This is a genomic window from Actibacterium naphthalenivorans (assembly GCF_014196965.1).
GTDB classification, from domain to species: Bacteria; Pseudomonadota; Alphaproteobacteria; order Rhodobacterales; family Rhodobacteraceae; genus Actibacterium_A; species Actibacterium_A naphthalenivorans.
In genome coordinates this window covers 234,664-250,958 of the sequence record NZ_JACIEQ010000005.1, presented here as the reverse complement: position 1 = coordinate 250,958, position 16,295 = coordinate 234,664, and the positions used below count along the sequence as shown (strand labels likewise).

22 protein-coding genes, 1 tRNA gene and 1 pseudogene are annotated in these 16,295 nt (G+C 62.7%); 9 read left to right on the top strand and 15 right to left on the bottom strand.

The genetic code is table 11. The annotated features are described in order from the left end of the window. Both GGR17_RS16615 and GGR17_RS16610 read left to right on the top strand, forming a co-directional pair. A partial coding sequence (locus GGR17_RS16615; protein ID WP_207722674.1) for a hypothetical protein occupies positions 1 to 434 on the top strand: 434 nt, incomplete at its 5' end. Then, a pseudogene (locus GGR17_RS16610) lies at positions 431 to 1,477 on the top strand (recombinase family protein); the annotation flags it as partial. The gene GGR17_RS16615 and the pseudogene GGR17_RS16610, both read left to right, overlap by 4 nt. Positions 1,478 to 1,973: 496 nt before the next feature. Here GGR17_RS16610 and GGR17_RS16605 read toward each other — a convergent pair. From GGR17_RS16605 to GGR17_RS16545, 13 genes are all read right to left on the bottom strand, one after another. Beyond that, positions 1,974 to 2,063 (bottom strand) — tRNA-Ser (locus GGR17_RS16605). A gap of 540 nt (positions 2,064 to 2,603) precedes the next feature. Continuing rightward, a complete protein-coding gene (locus GGR17_RS16600; protein ID WP_037207177.1) occupies positions 2,604 to 3,413 on the bottom strand; it encodes a division plane positioning ATPase MipZ in 810 nt (269 codons plus the stop codon). Between the two features lie 99 nt (positions 3,414 to 3,512). Further along, complete coding sequence (gene rpmE, locus GGR17_RS16595; protein ID WP_037207175.1) at positions 3,513 to 3,734, bottom strand: 50S ribosomal protein L31; 222 nt, start codon at positions 3,732 to 3,734, stop codon at positions 3,513 to 3,515. 11 nt (positions 3,735 to 3,745) lie between these two features. Then, the gene (rplS, locus tag GGR17_RS16590) at positions 3,746 to 4,129 is read right to left on the bottom strand and encodes a 50S ribosomal protein L19 (RefSeq protein WP_037207173.1); all 384 of its coding nucleotides are present in this window, start codon (positions 4,127 to 4,129) and stop codon (positions 3,746 to 3,748) included. A 50-nt stretch (positions 4,130 to 4,179) separates the two neighbouring features. Then, positions 4,180 to 5,016 (bottom strand): tRNA (guanosine(37)-N1)-methyltransferase TrmD, encoded by an 837-nt coding sequence (trmD, locus tag GGR17_RS16585; RefSeq protein WP_082386659.1) that lies wholly within the window; start codon positions 5,014 to 5,016, stop codon positions 4,180 to 4,182. Between the two features lie 15 nt (positions 5,017 to 5,031). Next, positions 5,032 to 5,544 carry a ribosome maturation factor RimM gene (gene rimM / locus GGR17_RS16580; protein ID WP_054539668.1) on the bottom strand — a complete coding sequence of 171 codons (513 nt, stop codon included), beginning with the start codon at positions 5,542 to 5,544 and terminating at the stop codon, positions 5,032 to 5,034. Positions 5,545 to 5,734: 190 nt separating this feature from the next. After that, positions 5,735 to 6,121: a 30S ribosomal protein S16 gene (gene rpsP / locus GGR17_RS16575; protein WP_054539667.1), complete on the bottom strand. Its 387-nt coding sequence runs from the start codon at positions 6,119 to 6,121 to the stop codon at positions 5,735 to 5,737. 41 nt (positions 6,122 to 6,162) lie between these two features. Continuing rightward, the gene (locus GGR17_RS16570) at positions 6,163 to 6,459 is read right to left on the bottom strand and encodes a chorismate mutase (protein WP_037207167.1); all 297 of its coding nucleotides are present in this window, start codon (positions 6,457 to 6,459) and stop codon (positions 6,163 to 6,165) included. Beyond that, positions 6,452 to 7,057: a GNAT family N-acetyltransferase gene (locus tag GGR17_RS16565; protein ID WP_054539666.1), complete on the bottom strand. Its 606-nt coding sequence runs from the start codon at positions 7,055 to 7,057 to the stop codon at positions 6,452 to 6,454. Before GGR17_RS16565 ends, GGR17_RS16570 begins: the two co-directional genes overlap by 8 nt. Beyond that, positions 7,057 to 7,578, bottom strand: coding sequence for a GNAT family N-acetyltransferase (locus GGR17_RS16560; protein WP_054539665.1), 522 nt, complete (start codon positions 7,576 to 7,578; stop codon positions 7,057 to 7,059). Before GGR17_RS16560 ends, GGR17_RS16565 begins: the two co-directional genes overlap by 1 nt. Next, the gene (locus GGR17_RS16555; protein ID WP_054539664.1) at positions 7,575 to 8,084 is read right to left on the bottom strand and encodes a GNAT family N-acetyltransferase; all 510 of its coding nucleotides are present in this window, start codon (positions 8,082 to 8,084) and stop codon (positions 7,575 to 7,577) included. Before GGR17_RS16555 ends, GGR17_RS16560 begins: the two co-directional genes overlap by 4 nt. Continuing rightward, positions 8,081 to 9,574, bottom strand: coding sequence for a signal recognition particle protein (gene ffh / locus GGR17_RS16550; protein WP_054539663.1), 1,494 nt, complete (start codon positions 9,572 to 9,574; stop codon positions 8,081 to 8,083). The genes GGR17_RS16555 and ffh overlap by 4 nt, the downstream gene beginning before the upstream one ends. A 247-nt stretch (positions 9,575 to 9,821) precedes the next feature. Then, positions 9,822 to 10,424, bottom strand: a complete 603-nt coding sequence (locus GGR17_RS16545; protein WP_054539662.1) for an FMN-dependent NADH-azoreductase — start codon at positions 10,422 to 10,424, stop codon at positions 9,822 to 9,824. Between the two features lie 114 nt (positions 10,425 to 10,538). Between GGR17_RS16545 and GGR17_RS16540 the strand changes: the two genes are divergently transcribed. Both GGR17_RS16540 and GGR17_RS16535 read left to right on the top strand, forming a co-directional pair. Next, complete coding sequence (locus tag GGR17_RS16540; protein ID WP_054539661.1) at positions 10,539 to 11,420, top strand: LysR family transcriptional regulator; 882 nt, start codon at positions 10,539 to 10,541, stop codon at positions 11,418 to 11,420. Next, positions 11,411 to 12,343: a DMT family transporter gene (locus GGR17_RS16535; RefSeq protein WP_054539660.1), complete on the top strand. Its 933-nt coding sequence runs from the start codon at positions 11,411 to 11,413 to the stop codon at positions 12,341 to 12,343. The genes GGR17_RS16540 and GGR17_RS16535 overlap by 10 nt, the downstream gene beginning before the upstream one ends. Here the strand turns inward: GGR17_RS16535 and GGR17_RS16530 are convergent. Next, entirely contained in the window at positions 12,310 to 12,645 is a 336-nt protein-coding gene (locus GGR17_RS16530) for an ArsR/SmtB family transcription factor (protein ID WP_054539659.1), read from the bottom strand. The genes GGR17_RS16535 and GGR17_RS16530 overlap by 34 nt on opposite strands. 229 nt (positions 12,646 to 12,874) lie before the next feature. Between GGR17_RS16530 and GGR17_RS16525 the strand changes: the two genes are divergently transcribed. The 5 genes from GGR17_RS16525 (at position 12,875) to GGR17_RS16505 (ending at position 15,429) form a co-directional block, all read left to right on the top strand. Next, positions 12,875 to 13,204, top strand: a complete 330-nt coding sequence (locus GGR17_RS16525) for an AtpZ/AtpI family protein (RefSeq protein ID WP_054539658.1) — start codon at positions 12,875 to 12,877, stop codon at positions 13,202 to 13,204. 3 nt (positions 13,205 to 13,207) lie between these two features. Continuing rightward, a complete protein-coding gene (locus tag GGR17_RS16520) occupies positions 13,208 to 13,957 on the top strand; it encodes a F0F1 ATP synthase subunit A (protein WP_037207147.1) in 750 nt (249 codons plus the stop codon). A gap of 47 nt (positions 13,958 to 14,004) precedes the next feature. After that, the gene (locus GGR17_RS16515; protein WP_037207145.1) at positions 14,005 to 14,241 is read left to right on the top strand and encodes a F0F1 ATP synthase subunit C; all 237 of its coding nucleotides are present in this window, start codon (positions 14,005 to 14,007) and stop codon (positions 14,239 to 14,241) included. 77 nt (positions 14,242 to 14,318) lie between these two features. After that, on the top strand, positions 14,319 to 14,870 hold the full coding sequence (locus GGR17_RS16510) for a F0F1 ATP synthase subunit B' (RefSeq protein WP_054539657.1): 552 nt from the start codon (positions 14,319 to 14,321) through the stop codon (positions 14,868 to 14,870). A 4-nt stretch (positions 14,871 to 14,874) separates the two neighbouring features. Continuing rightward, positions 14,875 to 15,429: a F0F1 ATP synthase subunit B gene (locus tag GGR17_RS16505; RefSeq protein ID WP_054539656.1), complete on the top strand. Its 555-nt coding sequence runs from the start codon at positions 14,875 to 14,877 to the stop codon at positions 15,427 to 15,429. Between the two features lie 58 nt (positions 15,430 to 15,487). Here the strand turns inward: GGR17_RS16505 and GGR17_RS16500 are convergent, their stop codons facing one another. Continuing rightward, entirely contained in the window at positions 15,488 to 16,258 is a 771-nt protein-coding gene (locus GGR17_RS16500) for an FCD domain-containing protein (protein ID WP_054539655.1), read from the bottom strand. Between the last annotated feature and the right edge of the window lie 37 nt (positions 16,259 to 16,295).

Sequence of the window (16,295 nt, the reverse complement as noted above, 5' to 3'; positions counted from 1 at the left end):
CTGTCTCATCTCCACTCCTTGGTGGTTACGATGTGCCAGAAACCCTCTCTTATCAAATCACCCTAAACTGGCCCATTGGCGCTGACGTCAGACACTCAAACGATAAGTCAAGAAAGGACAACAACATGGAAAATAGAGGAAAAACCAATGAGCTAAGCACAACATCCATCAGCAAGACCGCATTGCTGGAGCGCTACGGCGATCATCTGGAGGGCAGTGACTTCAACGACGAACAGGCCAGGGAGTTTTTGGGTGCGCTCTGGCAAATCATGGTCGCGTTTGTGGACGTGGGATTCAGCGTCAAAGCTGGGGAGAAACTAAACCAAAACAGCGACATCGGCTTCGATGATGTGCTAAACTACCTCTGTCTTGAAGATACAGCGCCTGAAACAGTGGCATCCTCCAACAATGTAAAAAAGAAGGAGCCCAGATGAGCGCAGAACATTTACCTATTCTACAAACAGAACCGGACGCCGCCGTCATTTACTGCCGCGTCTCCTCCGCCAAACAAGTTGAAGAAGGCCACGGCCTCGACTCGCAAGCCACGCGCTGCCGCGAATATGCGAAGCGCAAAGGATACGAAGTCATTCGCACCTTTCACGAAAAGGGTGTGTCCGGCGGTTTGATGGATCGCCCCTCCTTCAATGACCTGATCGCCTTTATTAAGGCCGAACCGCGCGACGGCATTGTCGTCATTATTGATGATATCAGCCGCTTCGCGCGCGACATTGAGAGCCACTGGACGCTGCGCCGCACGCTGAAAGACATCGGCGGCAAGCTTGAAAGCCCCTCCATCACCTTCGGCGAAGACTCTGACTCTGTCCTCATTGAAAACCTGCTCGCCTCGGTCTCTCAGCACCAGCGTCAAAAGAACCGCGAACAGACCACCAATCGCATGCGCGCCCGAACGATGAACGGATACTGGTGTTTCCCCGCGCCTCCGGGCTTTCGCTATGAGCGCAAGGCAGGACATGGCAAACTCCTCGTGCGGGACGAGCCGCTTGCAACGATCATTTCCGAGGCGCTAGATGGATTCGCCCACGGGCGTTTTGCGTCGCAAAGCGAAGTGAAGACCTATTTGGAATCTGAACCCGCCTTTGCCGGTCGTTTTCCAAGTGGATTTGTCCGCTACGAAGAAGTCATTCGACTGCTCACTCGCCCGCACTATGCAGGTTACATCGAAGTCCCTGCCTGGGGCATCCGCATGATGAAGGGACAGCATGAAGGGCTGATCTCGTTCGAGACCTACACACGCATCCAGGAACGCATCAAAGAAGGCGCGCGCATTGCCGCCCGCGCAGATATCAATGAGGATTTTCCTCTTCGCGGCTCCGTGGTCTGCGGCGACTGTGATCGCCCGCTCACCTCCTGCTGGTCGAAAAGCAAAACAGGCAAGAAGCATCCTTATTATATGTGCTTCAACAAAGGGTGCGACTCGTACCGAAAATCTATCCGCCGCGATGTGATCGAAGATGAGTTTGCCGATCTTCTGACAGGCGTACTGCCCTCACGCTCGGTGCTCTCTGCTGCCAAAGCCATGTTCGCAGATATCTGGGATATCCGTCTGGGTCGCGCCAAGGAACAGGCTGCGCTCTTTGAGGTCAAGATCAAGGAAATCGATACGCAGGTTGAGACACTCTTAAACCGATTGATCGATGCGGAAACGAAAACCGTCATCCAGGCCTATGAGAAGAAGATCGGCAAGCTGGAGCAGGAAAAACTGCTTATTGTCGAAAAAGCAGACGGATCAGGTCGCCCGGCACGGCCCTTCGAGCAAATGTTCGAACTCGCCAGTGCATTCCTGCTAAACCCCTGTAAAGTCTGGGAAAGCGGTCGCTTTGAACTACAGCGACTCGTGCTCAGACTGACGTTTTCCGAGCGGTTGGCATATGTCCGAAATGAAGGGTTTCGAACCCCGGAATTATCGTTTCCGTTCAGGGCGTTAGGTGGTGGTTTCGGGGGTGATTGTAATATGGCGGAGACGAAGGGATTCGAACCCTCGAGACGGTTTCCCGCCTACTCCCTTAGCAGGGGAGCGCCTTCGACCACTCGGCCACGTCTCCGCCGCCGGGTTTATCCCGTTTTGCTCTATAATAACAAGAGCAGATCTCACGAATATCAACATGTTGGAGCCTGCGGGCTTCCGTACTGGCGGTTAGCGCGGAATGTGGCCCCGATCGGGCTGCGCTGACCACCCGTCGCCTGGACTCTCGCGTGCCGAAAACCTCTTCGGGCGGGCCGAACCTGCGAATACTCCGGCGGGCGCTCTGATGTGGGCGCTGTTGGTCCGTCTCTTTCGGCTGCCTGCGCCCGGGTCCAGGGCTTGCGGGTGCGATAGCCCCTCGTTGAAAATAAACTGTTTCCGTGGCGGCACCGTCTGACCCGAAACCGGCGCGTCGCCGCCATGTTTGTGCCATAGGGGGCCACGACCCTTCATGGTATCGGGCGGGGCAAAAAAGGAGACGGGAAGATGAAACTGGTTTCGCTTCTACGCGACGCGGCAACCCGGCAGATCGGTGTCCGGGATGCGTTCAACGCGCGCACCAATGCGCTCGGGGCACATGGCTGGGAAAAGATGAACAGGCCGAAGGCCTGCCCGCTTTTCAGAAATCGACGCGTACGCCCGGCAGGTTGAGCGCCAGCATCAGATCGCGCAGCTCCTGCCGCGCGGCGACGTTTGAAAGATTCAGGCCCTTGACGCCGATATCCTTGAGGTCGAGCAGGGTCAGGCCGTTGGGGAACAATTCGCGGAAAATCACCCGCTCGCTAAAGCCCGGCGCGACACGAAAGCCGATCCGGCGCGACAGGTTTTCCAGCGCATCGCCCATCTTCTTCTTGTTATGCATCTGCTGGGCGCCAAGCCGGTTGCGCAGCACGATCCAGTCGATCGCCGGCAGGCCGGCCTGGGCGCGCAGCTGGCGCGCGCTCCACACCATTTCCGAATAGATCGACGGCCCCAGAATCTTGCCCGAGGGCTGCTCGATACGGGCCAGAAGATCGAAATCCACGAAACTGTCGTTCAGCGGCGTGATCAGCGTGTCGGCCAGCGAATGCGCGACCTGGCTGAGGCGCGTGTGCGATCCGGGACAATCGATCAGGATGAAATCGACCTCGCTTTCCATCCCGGCCACGGCGGCCGACAGGCGCCGGTCAAAGATGTTCTCGCCCGGGTCGAGCTGATCATGATCGATATCGGGCAGGTCGTGATATTCCGGTGTCGGAAGATCCAGCCCCTCGCGCGCGCAATAGGCGCGGCGGTTGTCCATGTAGCGGCCGAAACTGCGCTGGCGCAGGTCCAGATCCAATGCACCAACCTTGTGGCCCATCCGTGCCAGAGCGGTGGCCACGTGCATCGACATGGTCGATTTGCCTGCCCCGCCTTTTTCATTGCCCACGACGATGATATGCGCCACGCCGTTTTTCCTTTTCCCGATGCAAAAGGCGCGCCCGAAACGGGGGCGCGCCTCTACTATATGTTGTGTGCTGCCGCTTGGGAAGCCGAAGGGGCAGGCTTAGAAGCCCAAACCTTCGTATTTCTTCTTGAACTTTGACACACGGCCGCCCGCGTCCATCAGACGGGTGGAGCCGCCGGTCCAGGCCGGGTGCACCGTCGGGTCGATGTCGAGCGACAGGGTGTCGCCCTCGGCGCCATAGGTGGATTTCATCTGAAGGATCGTACCGTCGGTCATCTTGACGTTGATCATGTGGTAATCGGGATGGATGTCTTTTTTCATCTGTCCGCTCCTTACGCTTCGGCGCCGGATTTGGGCTTGTAGTTGGAGACTTCGGCGATCCGGGCGGATTTGCCGCGACGCTCGCGCAGATAGTACAGCTTGGCGCGGCGAACGCGGCCACGGCGTACCACTTCGATGCTGTCGATATTGGTGGAGTAGAGCGGGAACACACGTTCCACGCCTTCGCCAAAGGAAATCTTGCGCACCGTGAACGATCCGGCGATGCCCGTGCCGTTCTTGCGGGAAATGCAGACGCCTTCGTAATTCTGAACCCGGGTACGGGTGCCTTCGGTCACTTTGTAACCGACGCGGATGGTGTCACCGGCCTTGAAATCCGGGATGGTCTTTTCCAGACCGGCAATCTGCTCGGCCTCGAGTTGCGCGATAAGATTCATCGCTTCTTCTCCTATATGCTCGCGGTTTTCCCCGCGAAGTTTGCGCGTCCTCAGAGCTCTTGGTCTTCTTCCGGGTCCCTACCGTGTTTCGCACAGTAAGCCCGCCAGAGATCAGGTCGACGTTCCTTTGTCAGCCTTTCGGCCATGGCCTTCCGCCAGGAGGCGATATTCGCGTGATGCCCGGACAGAAGAATTTCCGGTATCGCGCGGCCTTCCCAGACAGCGGGCTTCGTGTATTGCGGGTGCTCAAGCAAGCCTTCAGAGAAAGACTCCTCTTCGGTCGAGGCCTGATTCCCAAGCACGCGCGGTATAAGTCGGACCGTGGCGTCAATCAAGGCCTGCGCCGCAATCTCGCCCCCGGTCAGCACGAAATCCCCCAATGAGACCTCTTCGACACGGAAATGCTCCAGCACACGCTCGTCCACGCCTTCGAAACGGCCGCAAAGCAGGGTGATGCCCTCGGCCTGGGCAAAGCGGCGGGCCATGGCCTGATCGAACCTTTTGCCCCGTGGCGAGAGATAGACGACGGGCCAGGCGGCGCGATCGGCGGGCGTGCCGGCCGCGGCCTGTTTCAGTGCCGCGCCGACGATATCGGGCCGCAGCACCATGCCCGCGCCGCCGCCGGCGGGGGTGTCATCGACATTTCGGTGACGGCCCTCGCCGAACAGGCGCAGGTTGATGGTTTCCAGCGCCCAAAGCCCCTGATCCAGCGCCCGCCCGGTCAGCGACTGGCCCAGAACGCCGGGAAACGCCTCGGGGAACAGGGTGATGACCTTGGCCTTCCAGGCGCCTTTCAGACGCGGGCGGGCCTCGATCAGATCGCGCGGCTTCAGCGAGGCCGCGATCGACAGCCTGCCATGGGATTTCGATTTGGGGGTGTCGGTCATCCGCCCCGGCCCCGGTCAGTCATCGGAAAACAGCCCCTCGGGCGGGTCGGCGATGATGCGGCGCGCACCCAGATCCACCGTGGGGACGGCGGCATTGGTGAAGGGCAGCAAAACGGTGGATTTCAGGCCCGGCCCGTGGATTTCCAGCAGATCGCCGGCGCCGTGGTCATGCACCGCGTGCACATGGCCCAGACTGCGCCCGCCGGTATCGAGCACTTCCATCCCGATCAGATCGGCATGGTAATATTCGTCATCGGCAAGCTCGGGCAGGGCGGCGCGATCGGCGAACAGCCGGGTGCCTTTCAGCGCGTCGGCCTGTTCCTTGGTGGCAACCCCCGACAGCCTGACGGCAAATCCGCCCTTCACCGGCCGGCTGATCCGGGCGGTGAAACTGCGGCTGCCGTCTTCGGTGAACAGCGGGGCGTAATCGCCGATCGCCTCGGGCTCGGCGCAGAAGCTTTTCAGCCGCACCTCACCCCGGACGCCGAAAGACCCGGCAATCGCGCCCACGCAAACACGATCGGTCATCGTGCCAAACCCCTTGTCGCTGTGCCGGTCATGGCCGGGCCCCGCTGCAGAACCCGCGCGTGTCCACCACCCCGCCTGCGCCAAGACAGCGGTCCTGCTGCAGGAAACGTTCGGCTTTCATCCCAAGCCAGACGCCCGCAGCAAGGCCGCAAATCATGAACAGGCGGAGCATCGCAGACCTCCGCGCCGATTACTCGGCAGCGGCTTCTTCCGCGGGGGCCGCGCTGGCTTCGGCAGCTTCGGCCGCCTTGGCGGCTTTCTCTTCCGCGCGCTCGACGGCTTTCTTGCCCGGGGTGCCGGATTTCGGGTTGCTGCGCTCTTTCTTGGTCAGAACGCCGGCAGCCTCGAGCATGCGGGCGATACGGTCGGTGGGCTGGGCGCCTTCGCCAAGCCAGTACTTGACGCGCTCCATATCCATTTTCACGCGCTCTTCGCTGTCTTTGGGCAGCAGCGGATTGTAGACGCCCAGCTTTTCGATGAAGCGGCCGTCGCGGGGCATGCGGCTGTCGGTGGCCACGATGCGATAGAACGGGCGCTTCTTGGAGCCGCCGCGGGCGAGACGAATTTTAAGTGCCATTTTGGTTTTCTCCTTGGTCTGGCAATGGGCGGGGTCACCGCCTATTTCTGGTGTTGCTTGTGGTGTTGGATGACTTCCTGAATCACGAAATTCAGGAATTTCTTGGCGAAATCGGGATCGAGGTCGGCAGAGCTGGCCAGCTCTTCCAGCCGCGAAATCTGTTGCGCTTCCCGCTCTGGGTCAGAGGGCGGCAGGTCATGCTCGGCCTTCAGCCGGCCCACCGCCTGGGTGTGCTTGAACCGCTCGCCCAACGTATAGACGAGGATCGCGTCCAGCCGGTCGATGCTTTCGCGGTGTTCCTTCAGCACCTGGGCGGCGCGGGTGGCAGCATCAGTCAATTGCGAACCCCTTCGGTTTGAACAGCGGGTTGATGTAGTTCTGGATCTCCAGCGCGATGCCATCGGCGATCTGCCCCGAGCGCAGGCGCGCGGGCGAGGGGTGGCGATAGACCGCGTCATTGCCGTCGATCGTCTCGGCGTCGTGATCCTTTACCGCGCCCAGACGTTCGGCCAGCCGGATACTGTCGAGGTTCTTGGGGTCGATATAGCTGACAGCGCCGACCCAGCCCTGTGTTTCATAGAAATAGCGCCGGGCGGCATCGGTGGCTTCCAGCGCATAGCCGTGGCCGGCCTTGTCGGGCCAGATGATCCAGGCAATCTCGCGCTCGGGCCAGCCCGCGGGCTGCCAGCCGCCGGCCATGCCATAGGTTTCATCGGTGACGCGGTCGTGGATCATCCACATGCCGAAGCCGCGAATATGCCAATGGCCGATCTCGGCGGCATAAAGCATCCAGGCCTCGTACTTGTTCAGCGGCCCGCCCATGAAACGCGAGCGGTAGGAACTGAACGTAGCCTTGAAGTCCGGATAATCGGCGGCCTCGGGGCCGCGCAGGATCAGGCGGTCGGTTTCCAGCACGGGAATGTCGCTGTGGTTCATCACACGGCCTCCGGCGCCGGGTGGCGATAGATGTCGAGCGTGCCGAAGCGCGCGTGGTCGAACCGGCCGTCGCGCCGCGCGCCCAGCCGCCCGGCAACGCGGGCAGAGGCGGTGTTGGCCGGTTTCACCAGGCTGATCGCGGTGGTCCAGCCCAGCACGTCATAGGCAAAGCCGCGCGCGGCCAGCGCGGCCTCTGTCGCGTATCCCCGGCCTTCGAAGCCGTCGAACAGATCCCAGCCGATTTCGGGCTCGGGCCAGCCTTCGGGATCCCACAGCCCGACGATGCCGCAAATGGCGCCAGAGGTCTTTTCGACAACGGCCCAGCGGCCATAGCCGAGCAGCGCCCAATGCCCGATTTCGCAGGCCAGGTGGCGCCAGGTGGCCTCCGCCGTCATCGGCCCGCCGACGAAAACGGAGCGGTCGGACGCATAAAAGGCGGCCACGGCGGGGAAATCGCCTTGCGTGGGGCCGCGCAGCGTCAGCCGCTGAGTCTCGACGGTGGGAATCGTAAACTGCGTCATGCGATGCCCCGCAGATCATGCAGGATAACCACATCGTCGTCGGCCGTGCCCGGCCGGTCGGTGACCTTCCGGCCGCCGATCCGCAGGGCAAGTGCGATCGAACGCAGATTGCCGGGGGCGATGTAGCTGACCAGATGATCCCAGCCAAAGGTCTTGCGGACCCATCCCATGACCGCGCGCGCGGCTTCCGCGGCGTAGCCGCGGCCTTCGGCCTCGGGCAGAACGAACCAGCCGAGTTCGGGTTCGGGGAAGCCTTCGGGCCGGTAAACACCGACCTCGCCCAGATATTGGCGGCTTTGCCTGTCTTCGAGCGAAAACGGTCCGAAGCCCATCAGCGGCCATTGCGCCACCTCGGACGCCCAGACCCGCCAGGCCTGCGCGCGCGGCATGGGGCCGTCTTCCCAGACCGAGCGGTCCGAGGCGTAAAAGGCCGCGCGATACTCGAAATCGGCGAGTATCGGCATTCTCAGCGTCAGGCGTTTGGTATGAAGGATCGGCGCGGTCATTTCTTCTTCCCGAACCCGCTCAGCCCCGGCGGCAGGGCGCCGCCGCCCAGACCGGGCAGCTTGCCGCCGCCCATCTGCCGGGCGGCCGCTTCCAGCGCCTTCGGGTCCATGCCCGCAGCGCCCATGTCGGCGGGCAGGCCGCCCTTGCCGAACATGCCCTTCATGGCCTGTTTCAGCATGCCGCCCTTGCCCTTGCCCATCTTCTTCATCATGTCGGCCATCTGCCGGTGCATCTTCAGCAGCTTGTTCAGCTCCGACACCTCAAGCCCCGCGCCCTTGGCGATCCGCTTCTTGCGGCTGGCCTGCAGCAGGGCGGGATTGGCGCGCTCTTTCTTCGTCATCGACTGAACCAGCGCGATCTGGCGTTTCAGGATGCTGTCGTCAAAGCCGGCGTCCTGCACCTGCTTTGCCATCTTGCCCATGCCGGGCATCATGCCCATCACGCCTTCCATGCCGCCCATCTTGAGCATCTGTTCCAGCTGCATCTTGAGGTCGTTCATGTTGAACTGACCCTTCTGGAACCGGCGCATCATCCGTTCGGCCTGTTCGGCCTCGATGGTTTCCTGCGCCTTTTCGACAAGCGAAACGATGTCGCCCATGCCCAGAATGCGGCCGGCGATGCGTTCGGGGTGGAATTCCTCGATCGCGTCCATCTTTTCGCCAAGGCCGACGAAGCGGATCGGCTTGCCGGTGACGGCGCGCATCGACAGGGCCGCGCCGCCGCGCCCGTCGCCATCCATCCGGGTCAGCACGACGCCGGAGATGCCCACCTTGCCGTCGAATTCCGAGGCCACATTCACCGCGTCCTGCCCGGTCAGGCCATCGACCACCAGCAGGGTTTCGCGCGGGGTGGCGACATCGCGCACCGCCTGCACCTCGTCCATCAGCACATCGTCGATATGCAGGCGTCCGGCGGTGTCGAGCATATAGACGTCATAGCCGCCCAGCATCGCCTGCTGCTTGGCGCGCTTGGCGATCTGCACCGCGGTTTCGCCCTTGACGATCGGCAGGGTATCCACCCCGATCTGCGCGCCGAGAATGGCAAGCTGTTCCATCGCCGCCGGGCGGTTGGTATCGAGCGAGGCCATCAGCACCCGCTTGCCGTTCTTTTCCTTCAGCCGTTTGGCCAGCTTGGCGGTGGTCGTCGTCTTGCCCGAGCCCTGCAGGCCGACCATCAGGATCGGGGCGGGCGCGTTGTCGATCTTCAGCGCGCCGGGGTCGTCGTCGCCGGTCAGCACATGCACCAGTTCGTCATGCACGATCTTGACGACCTGCTGGCCCGGCGTCACCGATTTGGTGACGGCCTGGCCGGTGGCGCGCTCTTGCACCGCCTTCACGAACTCGCGCGCCACGGGCAGCGAAACATCCGCCTCGAGCAGGGCGACGCGCACCTCGCGCAGGGCGGTTTTCACATCCTCTTCGGACAGCGCACCCTGTTTGGTCAGCCGATCAAAGACGCCAGACAGGCGTTCGGATAGATTTTCAAACATGCCCTGGCCCTCCTGCGACCGTTACACCATGCCCGCCCTAAGTAGGGGCGAACGTCCCAAACGCCAACGGCACCAGTGGGCGCAACGCGCTGACTGGTGGCGATCCCGCATCGGAAACGGGACCGGAAGGTTTGGCACACTTCCGGAAACTTGGGGGGCGTTTAGGCGGGGCGGCGCGCAAAGTCAAGCGCGGCGGGCAACTGCGCCGCCCCGACACCACATTGCGCGGTGCCGGGGTGGTGTCTGCTCAGGCCGGCAGCTTGAGCTGCGCGATCGCCTCGTTCGCCGCCTTCATCGACGCCTCGGCATCAATCGCCATGTGATCGGCGGCGACGAACTCGACATTGGTGATGCCGATGAAGCCAAGCATGTGCTTCAGGTAGGACGAGGCGAAATCGACCTCGGAGCCGAGCCGCGTGCCGTTGGAGGCATAGGCCACGATCACGCGCTTGTCGTCGACCAGGCCGACGGGGCCGTTTTCGCTGTAGTTGAAGGTCATGCCGGCGCGGGTGATGTGATCGATCCAGGATTTGAGCTGCGCCGGCAGCGCGAAGTTGTAGATCGGCAGGCCGATCACGACGATATCGGCGGCCTTGAGCTCGGTGATGAACGTGTCCGAAAGGGCGGCGGTGGCGCTTTGCTCGTCCGAACGGTCCGCTTCGGGGGTGAAGACAGCGCCAAGCCAGGCGCCGTTGATCATCGGCAGCGACAGCTCGGCCAGATCGCGCGTCACGACGGTTGCGCCGGGATCGGCCGCAGTGATCTTGGCGATGATGTCATCGGTCAGCTTGCGGGAAACGGAGTCGCCGCCCTTGATGGAAGAGTCGATGCGAAGGATTGTCTGGCTCATTGGGTGCTCCTGAAGCGTGGGTGGGTAAAATCGATCGGGCTGGGCTCAAGATGACTCTTGCACAGGTGAACGCAATCGGCGCAAACTGAACAGGAGATGTGAGGTGGCGCACATATGGAAGTTGAGAACTGGGATGAGATCCGCACGGCCTTTCACGTCGCCCGCCTGGGCACGGTCAGCGGCGCGGCAGAGGTTCTGGGCGTGCATCACGCAACGGTCATCCGGCACATAGATGCGCTGGAAAAGCGGCTGGGGGTAAAGCTGTTTCAGCGCCACGCGCGCGGCTATACCCCGACCGAGGCCGGGCTGGACCTGCTGCAGGTCGCACAGGCCACGGCCGATCAGTTCGAGCAGCTCGCCGGGCGCCTGCACGGGCAGGGCGCCGCGATGACAGGCGAACTGGTGCTGACCTCGGTTGACAGCGTGGCGCAGCTTTTGATGCCGACGCTGGCCAGTTTCCAGGAGGAACACCCGGAACTGGTGATCCGGCTGATCACGGATGCCCGCGTCTTCCGCCTGGAATACGGCGAGGCGCATGTCGCGATCCGCGCGGGCGCCAAGCCCGATGATCCCGACAATGTGGTTCAGGCATTGGGCTGTCCGGGCATGGCCCTGTTCGCCCATCGCGACTACGTCGAGGCTCACGGGATGCTGGAGGGCGAGGCCGATTGCGCCCGGCACCGGTTCATCGGCCCGACCGACGAAAATCACCGGGCGAAGAATTTCCAGTGGCTCAAGGAGAACGTTCCGGCCGAACGCATCACCCTGCGGGTGTCGGACATGCGCGATGGCGTCGCGGCGGTGAAGGCTGGCGTCGGCGTGGGGTTCGTGCCGCTCTGGGCCGCGCGGAACGACCCGGATCTGGTGGAACTCAGCCCGCCGCGCCCCGACTGGCAAATGCAGCTCTGGCTGGTGACCCATGTCGATCTGCACCGGACGGCCAAGGTTCAGAGCTTTACCGCGGCGCTCAAAGAGGCCGCCAGAACATGGCCCTAGGCGGGCTGTCCGAGCCGCGCAAGGGGCATCTGGCGATGCTGCTGTTTTCGGCCCTTGTGGCCGGATCGTTCAGCTTCGGCAGCCTGATCGCCAATAAAATCGATCCGGTCGCGTTGACGGCGGTGCGCTTCGTGATCGCGGGCACGGTGATCGGTATCGCCGCCGCGGTCGGGCCGGGGCTGCGGCTGGCCAGTTTCCGCGCGCCCTGGCGCTATGCCATCCTTGGCGCGTTGTTCGCCGCCTATTTCGTGCTGATGTTCGCGGGGCTGAAAACCGCGCCGCCGGTTTCCACCGCGGCCGTTTTCACCCTGACCCCGGTGCTCTCGGCCGGTTTCGGCTGGCTTTTGCTGCGCCAGGTCACCACGCCGCGCATGGCGCTGGCGCTGGCCGTTGGCGGGGCGGGGGCGCTTTGGGTCATTTTCCGGGCCGATCTTGCGGCGCTGCTGGCCTTTGATGTCGGACAGGGAGAGACGGTCTATTTCATCGGCTGTATCGCACATGCCCTCTTCACCCCGCTGCTGCGCAGGCTGAGCCGGGGCGAACCGGCGCTGGTGTTCAACTTCGGGGTGATGGTGGCCATGGTGGTGCTGCTGGTCGGGTATGGCTGGCGCGATATCCTTGCGGCGGACTGGGCGGCGCTGACCTTCAGCGACTGGCTGATCGTGCTTTACGTCTCGCTCTTCGCCAGCGCGCTGACCTTCCTGTTGCTGCGCTATGCCACGCTGCGCCTGCCCTCGGCGAAGGTCATGGCCTATACCTATCTCACCCCAAGCTGGGTGATCGGATGGGAGATCGTGCTGGGCCACGGCGTGCCCGGCGTGCTGACCCTGGTGGGGGTCGCGCTGACGATCGCGGCGCTTTGGATGCTGCTGAAGGACGAGGAGCCGGTTCAGCCGGCGGTGCCCTCATCCAGCTCGACCTGAAGAAACTTTTCGAACGCGTCGAGGTTCACCGCCTCGAACTGGCCGAAGCTCTGCATCCAGACCGAGGCGTCGCGCAGCGCGTCCGGCTCCAGCTTGCACCATTTCACCCGGCCGCGCTTTTCCTGGCTGATCAGCCCGGCGCGGCTGAGGATGGTCAGATGCTTGGAAATGGCCGCGAGCGACATGGCGAAGGGCTCCGCCACGTCCGTCACCGCCATGTCATCCTCCAGCAGCATGGCGAGGATCGCCCGCCGGGTGGGGTCTGCCAGGGCCGAGAATACGGTATCAAGTCGGGTTTCCATCGCACAGCTATGGGGCCAACCCGTCGGGATCGTCAACCGTCCGGTTGAATATGCGGTGGCGCCCTGTTAGCGCCCAAACTGCCGCGGCGCGCCTGACGGCGGCCAGCGCGAGTTCTGGAATATCGTTTGAAAACAATATATTAAATGTGTTTCGCGGGGCTGTGAACGCGCTTGACTCGGAGTGCCGGGGTTTCTAGGTTCGCGGCGACTGTCCAGGGGGCTTTCGTACATGGTGGATCCTGCGGAAAAGGCGCGGCTGGCGCGGCTCGAAGCAAAGATCGCTGCGGCGAAGAAGGCGCAGGCGCCGGAAAAGCCCCATCAGGAAGAACATTATTCGCAGGCTCAGCTTGGCTGGCGAATGGTGACAGAGCTTGTGGCCGGTCTGGGGATCGGCTTCGGCATCGGATACGGGCTGGACACGCTGTTCGGCACAATGCCCGTCTTTCTGGTGCTGTTCATATTGCTGGGCTTCGTGGCCGGGGTGCGCGTGATGCTGCGATCCGCCGCGGAGATACAGAAGACGATGACGGCCGAGGCCGACAAGGACAAGAGGGACTGAAACATGGCGACGGAAGAAGCAAGCGAAGGCCTGGTGTTCCACCCGATGGATCAGTTCAAGGTGGAGCCGCTGTTCGGTGGTGACGCCATTCACTGGTATACGCCGACGAACGCGACCCTGTGGATGGGCCTCACCGTGGTGGCGATTTTCCTGTTGCTGGTTCTGGGCAGCCGCGGCCGCGCCGTGATCCCGACCCGCGTGCAATCCATCGCCGAGCTTGCCTATGGCTTCGTCTACAAGATGGTCGAGGATGTGGCCGGCAAGGACGGGCTGAAATACTTCCCCTATATCATGACACTGTTCATGTTCATCCTGTTCGCCAACTTCCTGGGCCTGCTGCCGATGGCCTTCACCACCACGTCGCACGTCGCGGTGACGGTGGTTCTGGCGCTGGCCGTGTTCATCGGTGTAACGGTTCTGGGCTTCGTCAAGAACGGCGCCAGTTTCCTGGGCCTGTTCTGGGTCACGTCGGCGCCGCTGGCGATCCGGCCGGTGCTGGCGGTGATCGAGATCATTTCCTACTTCGTGCGCCCCGTCAGCCATTCCATCCGTCTTGCCGGTAACATGACCGCCGGCCACGCGGTGATCAAAGTCTTCGCGGCCTTCGCGGGCGCTGCCATCCTGTCGCCTCTGGCGATCCTGGGTGTGGCGGCCATGTACGGGCTCGAAATCCTGGTGTCCTTCATCCAGGCCTACGTTTTCACCATCCTGACCTGCGTCTACCTGAAAGACGCGCTGCACCCGCATCACTGACCGGTCAGGGTCCAAGTTCAGCCATTCCAACCTAAGGAGATACTTCAATGGAAGGCGATATCGCAGAAATGGGCAAGTTCATCGGCGCCGGCATCTCGGCGTTCGGCATGGGCCTTGCCGCCCTCGGTGTGGGCAACGTTGCCGGCAACTTCCTGTCGGGCGCGCTGCGCAACCCGTCGGCTGCCGCTTCGCAGACGGCCACGCTGTTCATCGGTATCGCGTTTGCCGAAGCTCTGGGGATCTTCTCGTTCCTCGTTGCGCTTCTGCTCATGTTCGCCGTCTGATCCATCGAACCGATCCTTACGGCCGGGTGGGCATGATTGCCCGCCCGGTGTAATATCAGGTTCCCGGAGGACGAAACATGGCGACAAACGCGAACGAAGCAGCGCATGGTGCTGCAGACGCGGCGCACGCGGCCGAAACCGGCGGCATGCCGCAGATCGATTTTGCGACCTTCCCGAACCAGATTTTCTGGTTGGTCGTCACGATCGTCGTGATCTATCTGATCCTGTCGCGCGTCGCGCTGCCCCGGATCGGTTCGGTTCTGGCAGAGCGTCAGGGCACGATCACCAATGACATCGCCGCCGCCGAAGAGCTGAAGCTCAAGGCGCAGGAGGCCGAAGCGGCCTATAACCAGGCGCTGGCCGATGCCCGCGTCGAGGCGCAGAAAATCATCGCCGAGGCGAAGGCCGAAATCCAGATCGGACTGGACGAAGCCACCGCGAAGGCCGATGCCGAGATTGCCGCGAAAGCGGCGGAATCGGAAAAGAAGATCGGCGAAGTGCGCGCCGGCGCGCTGGAGGCCGTGACGGAAGTGGCCAAGGATACGGCTGCCGAAATCATCGGCATGCTGGATCAGAAGGCCGACGCCGCCGTGGTATCCGAAGCGGTCAACGCCCGGCTGAAAGGGTAAAGCGATGAAAAAGCTGACAGTTCTGTTCGCCCTTGCCGCCAGCCCGGCACTTGCGGCCTCGGGCCCGTTCTTCTCGCTGCGCAACACCGATTTCGTCGTGCTGCTGGCCTTTCTGCTGTTCATCGGGTTCCTGATCTACCTCAAGGTTCCGGCGTTGCTGGGCGGCATGCTGGACAAGCGCGCCGAAGGCATCCGTGCCGAGCTTGACGAGGCGCGGGCCCTGCGTGAAGAGGCGCAGACCATTCTGGCGTCTTACGAGCGCAAGCAGAAGGAAGTGCAGGAGCAATCGCAGCGGATCGTGGCACATGCCCGCGAGGAAGCCGAGATTGCGGCGGCACAGGCCCGCAAAGAGCTTGAGGCGTCCATCACGCGGCGCCTTCAGGCCGCCGAGGAGCAGATCGCTTCGGCCGAGGCTGCTGCCCTGCGCGAAGTGCGTGACCGGGCCGTGGCCGTGGCGGTTGCCGCCGCTGCCGATGTCGTGGCCAAGCAGATGACGGGCGCCGCGGGCGATGCGTTGATCGACGATGCGATCAAGCAGGCCGAGGCGAAGCTTCACTAGCTGTTCGCCGATCCTGAAAGACTGAAAACCCGGCCTTCGCGCCGGGTTTTTTCATGCGCTATCCGCGCGCTTCTTCGTGCTGCAGCCTTTGCCGGGCGATTTCTTCGTTCCGGTCGGCGGTGTGCTGATCGTGCAGCGCATCCGAGACGAAGTTCAGATGCGCCTCGATCGCGGCGCGGGCGGCCTGCGGATCGCGTGCCTGAAGCGCCGTGTTGATCGCGCGGTGCTGGTCCAGCAGCGTGCCGCGGGTGGTGCGCTGTTTGAACATCACCTGGCGATTGTAAAACACACCCTCGCGCAGCAGATCATACATCGAGCGCATCATGTGCAGCATGATCACGTTATGTGATGCCTCTATGATCGACATGTGAAACTCGGCATCCAGCCGCGCCTCGTCGGCCGGGTTGCGCTTTGAATGGGCCGCTTCCATCTTGCGGAAGATCGTGTCGATCACCTGCAGATCGGTGTCCGAGGCCAGCCGCGCCGCCCGTTCCGCCGCCAGCCCCTCCATGTCGCGCCGGAAGGCGATATAATCGAACACCGCCTCTTCGTGATCTGCGAACAGCCGGATCAGCGCGTCGGAAAAGGAAGAGCCCAGAACCTCGGCCACAAAAATGCCGGCCCCGATCTTGCTGATCAGAAGGCCGCGTTCCTGCAGCTCGGCCACCGCTTCGCGCAGGCTGGGCCGAGAGACGCCCAGCTTTTCGGCCATCTCACGCTCGGAGGGTAGCCGCTCGCCCGGGCGCAGGATGCCGCGCAGGATCAGAAGCTCGATCTGTCGCACCACGGCACGAGAGAGCTTTTCGGGCTGAACTTTCTGAAAGGGCATTCGGGCCTCCGGCAATTGGTCAAATCATATGACCACC

Excerpts from the sequence above, each read along its gene's own strand:
- rpmE (WP_037207175.1), bottom strand. The coding sequence starts at position 3,734 with ATGAAAAAAGACATCCATCCCGATTACCACATGATCAACGTCAAGATG.
- rplS (WP_037207173.1), bottom strand. The coding sequence starts at position 4,129 with ATGAATCTTATCGCGCAACTCGAGGCCGAGCAGATTGCCGGTCTGGAA.
- trmD (WP_082386659.1), bottom strand. The coding sequence starts at position 5,016 with ATGACCGACACCCCCAAATCGAAATCCCATGGCAGGCTGTCGATCGCG.
- rimM (WP_054539668.1), bottom strand. The coding sequence starts at position 5,544 with ATGACCGATCGTGTTTGCGTGGGCGCGATTGCCGGGTCTTTCGGCGTC.
- rpsP (WP_054539667.1), bottom strand. The coding sequence starts at position 6,121 with ATGGCACTTAAAATTCGTCTCGCCCGCGGCGGCTCCAAGAAGCGCCCG.
- GGR17_RS16565 (WP_054539666.1), bottom strand. The coding sequence starts at position 7,057 with ATGAACCACAGCGACATTCCCGTGCTGGAAACCGACCGCCTGATCCTG.
- GGR17_RS16560 (WP_054539665.1), bottom strand. The coding sequence starts at position 7,578 with ATGACGCAGTTTACGATTCCCACCGTCGAGACTCAGCGGCTGACGCTG.
- GGR17_RS16555 (WP_054539664.1), bottom strand. The coding sequence starts at position 8,084 with ATGACCGCGCCGATCCTTCATACCAAACGCCTGACGCTGAGAATGCCG.
- ffh (WP_054539663.1), bottom strand. The coding sequence starts at position 9,574 with ATGTTTGAAAATCTATCCGAACGCCTGTCTGGCGTCTTTGATCGGCTG.
- GGR17_RS16545 (WP_054539662.1), bottom strand. The coding sequence starts at position 10,424 with ATGAGCCAGACAATCCTTCGCATCGACTCTTCCATCAAGGGCGGCGAC.
- GGR17_RS16540 (WP_054539661.1), top strand. The coding sequence starts at position 10,539 with ATGGAAGTTGAGAACTGGGATGAGATCCGCACGGCCTTTCACGTCGCC.
- GGR17_RS16535 (WP_054539660.1), top strand. The coding sequence starts at position 11,411 with ATGGCCCTAGGCGGGCTGTCCGAGCCGCGCAAGGGGCATCTGGCGATG.
- GGR17_RS16530 (WP_054539659.1), bottom strand. The coding sequence starts at position 12,645 with ATGGAAACCCGACTTGATACCGTATTCTCGGCCCTGGCAGACCCCACC.
- GGR17_RS16525 (WP_054539658.1), top strand. The coding sequence starts at position 12,875 with ATGGTGGATCCTGCGGAAAAGGCGCGGCTGGCGCGGCTCGAAGCAAAG.
- GGR17_RS16520 (WP_037207147.1), top strand. The coding sequence starts at position 13,208 with ATGGCGACGGAAGAAGCAAGCGAAGGCCTGGTGTTCCACCCGATGGAT.
- GGR17_RS16515 (WP_037207145.1), top strand. The coding sequence starts at position 14,005 with ATGGAAGGCGATATCGCAGAAATGGGCAAGTTCATCGGCGCCGGCATC.
- GGR17_RS16510 (WP_054539657.1), top strand. The coding sequence starts at position 14,319 with ATGGCGACAAACGCGAACGAAGCAGCGCATGGTGCTGCAGACGCGGCG.
- GGR17_RS16505 (WP_054539656.1), top strand. The coding sequence starts at position 14,875 with ATGAAAAAGCTGACAGTTCTGTTCGCCCTTGCCGCCAGCCCGGCACTT.
- GGR17_RS16500 (WP_054539655.1), bottom strand. The coding sequence starts at position 16,258 with ATGCCCTTTCAGAAAGTTCAGCCCGAAAAGCTCTCTCGTGCCGTGGTG.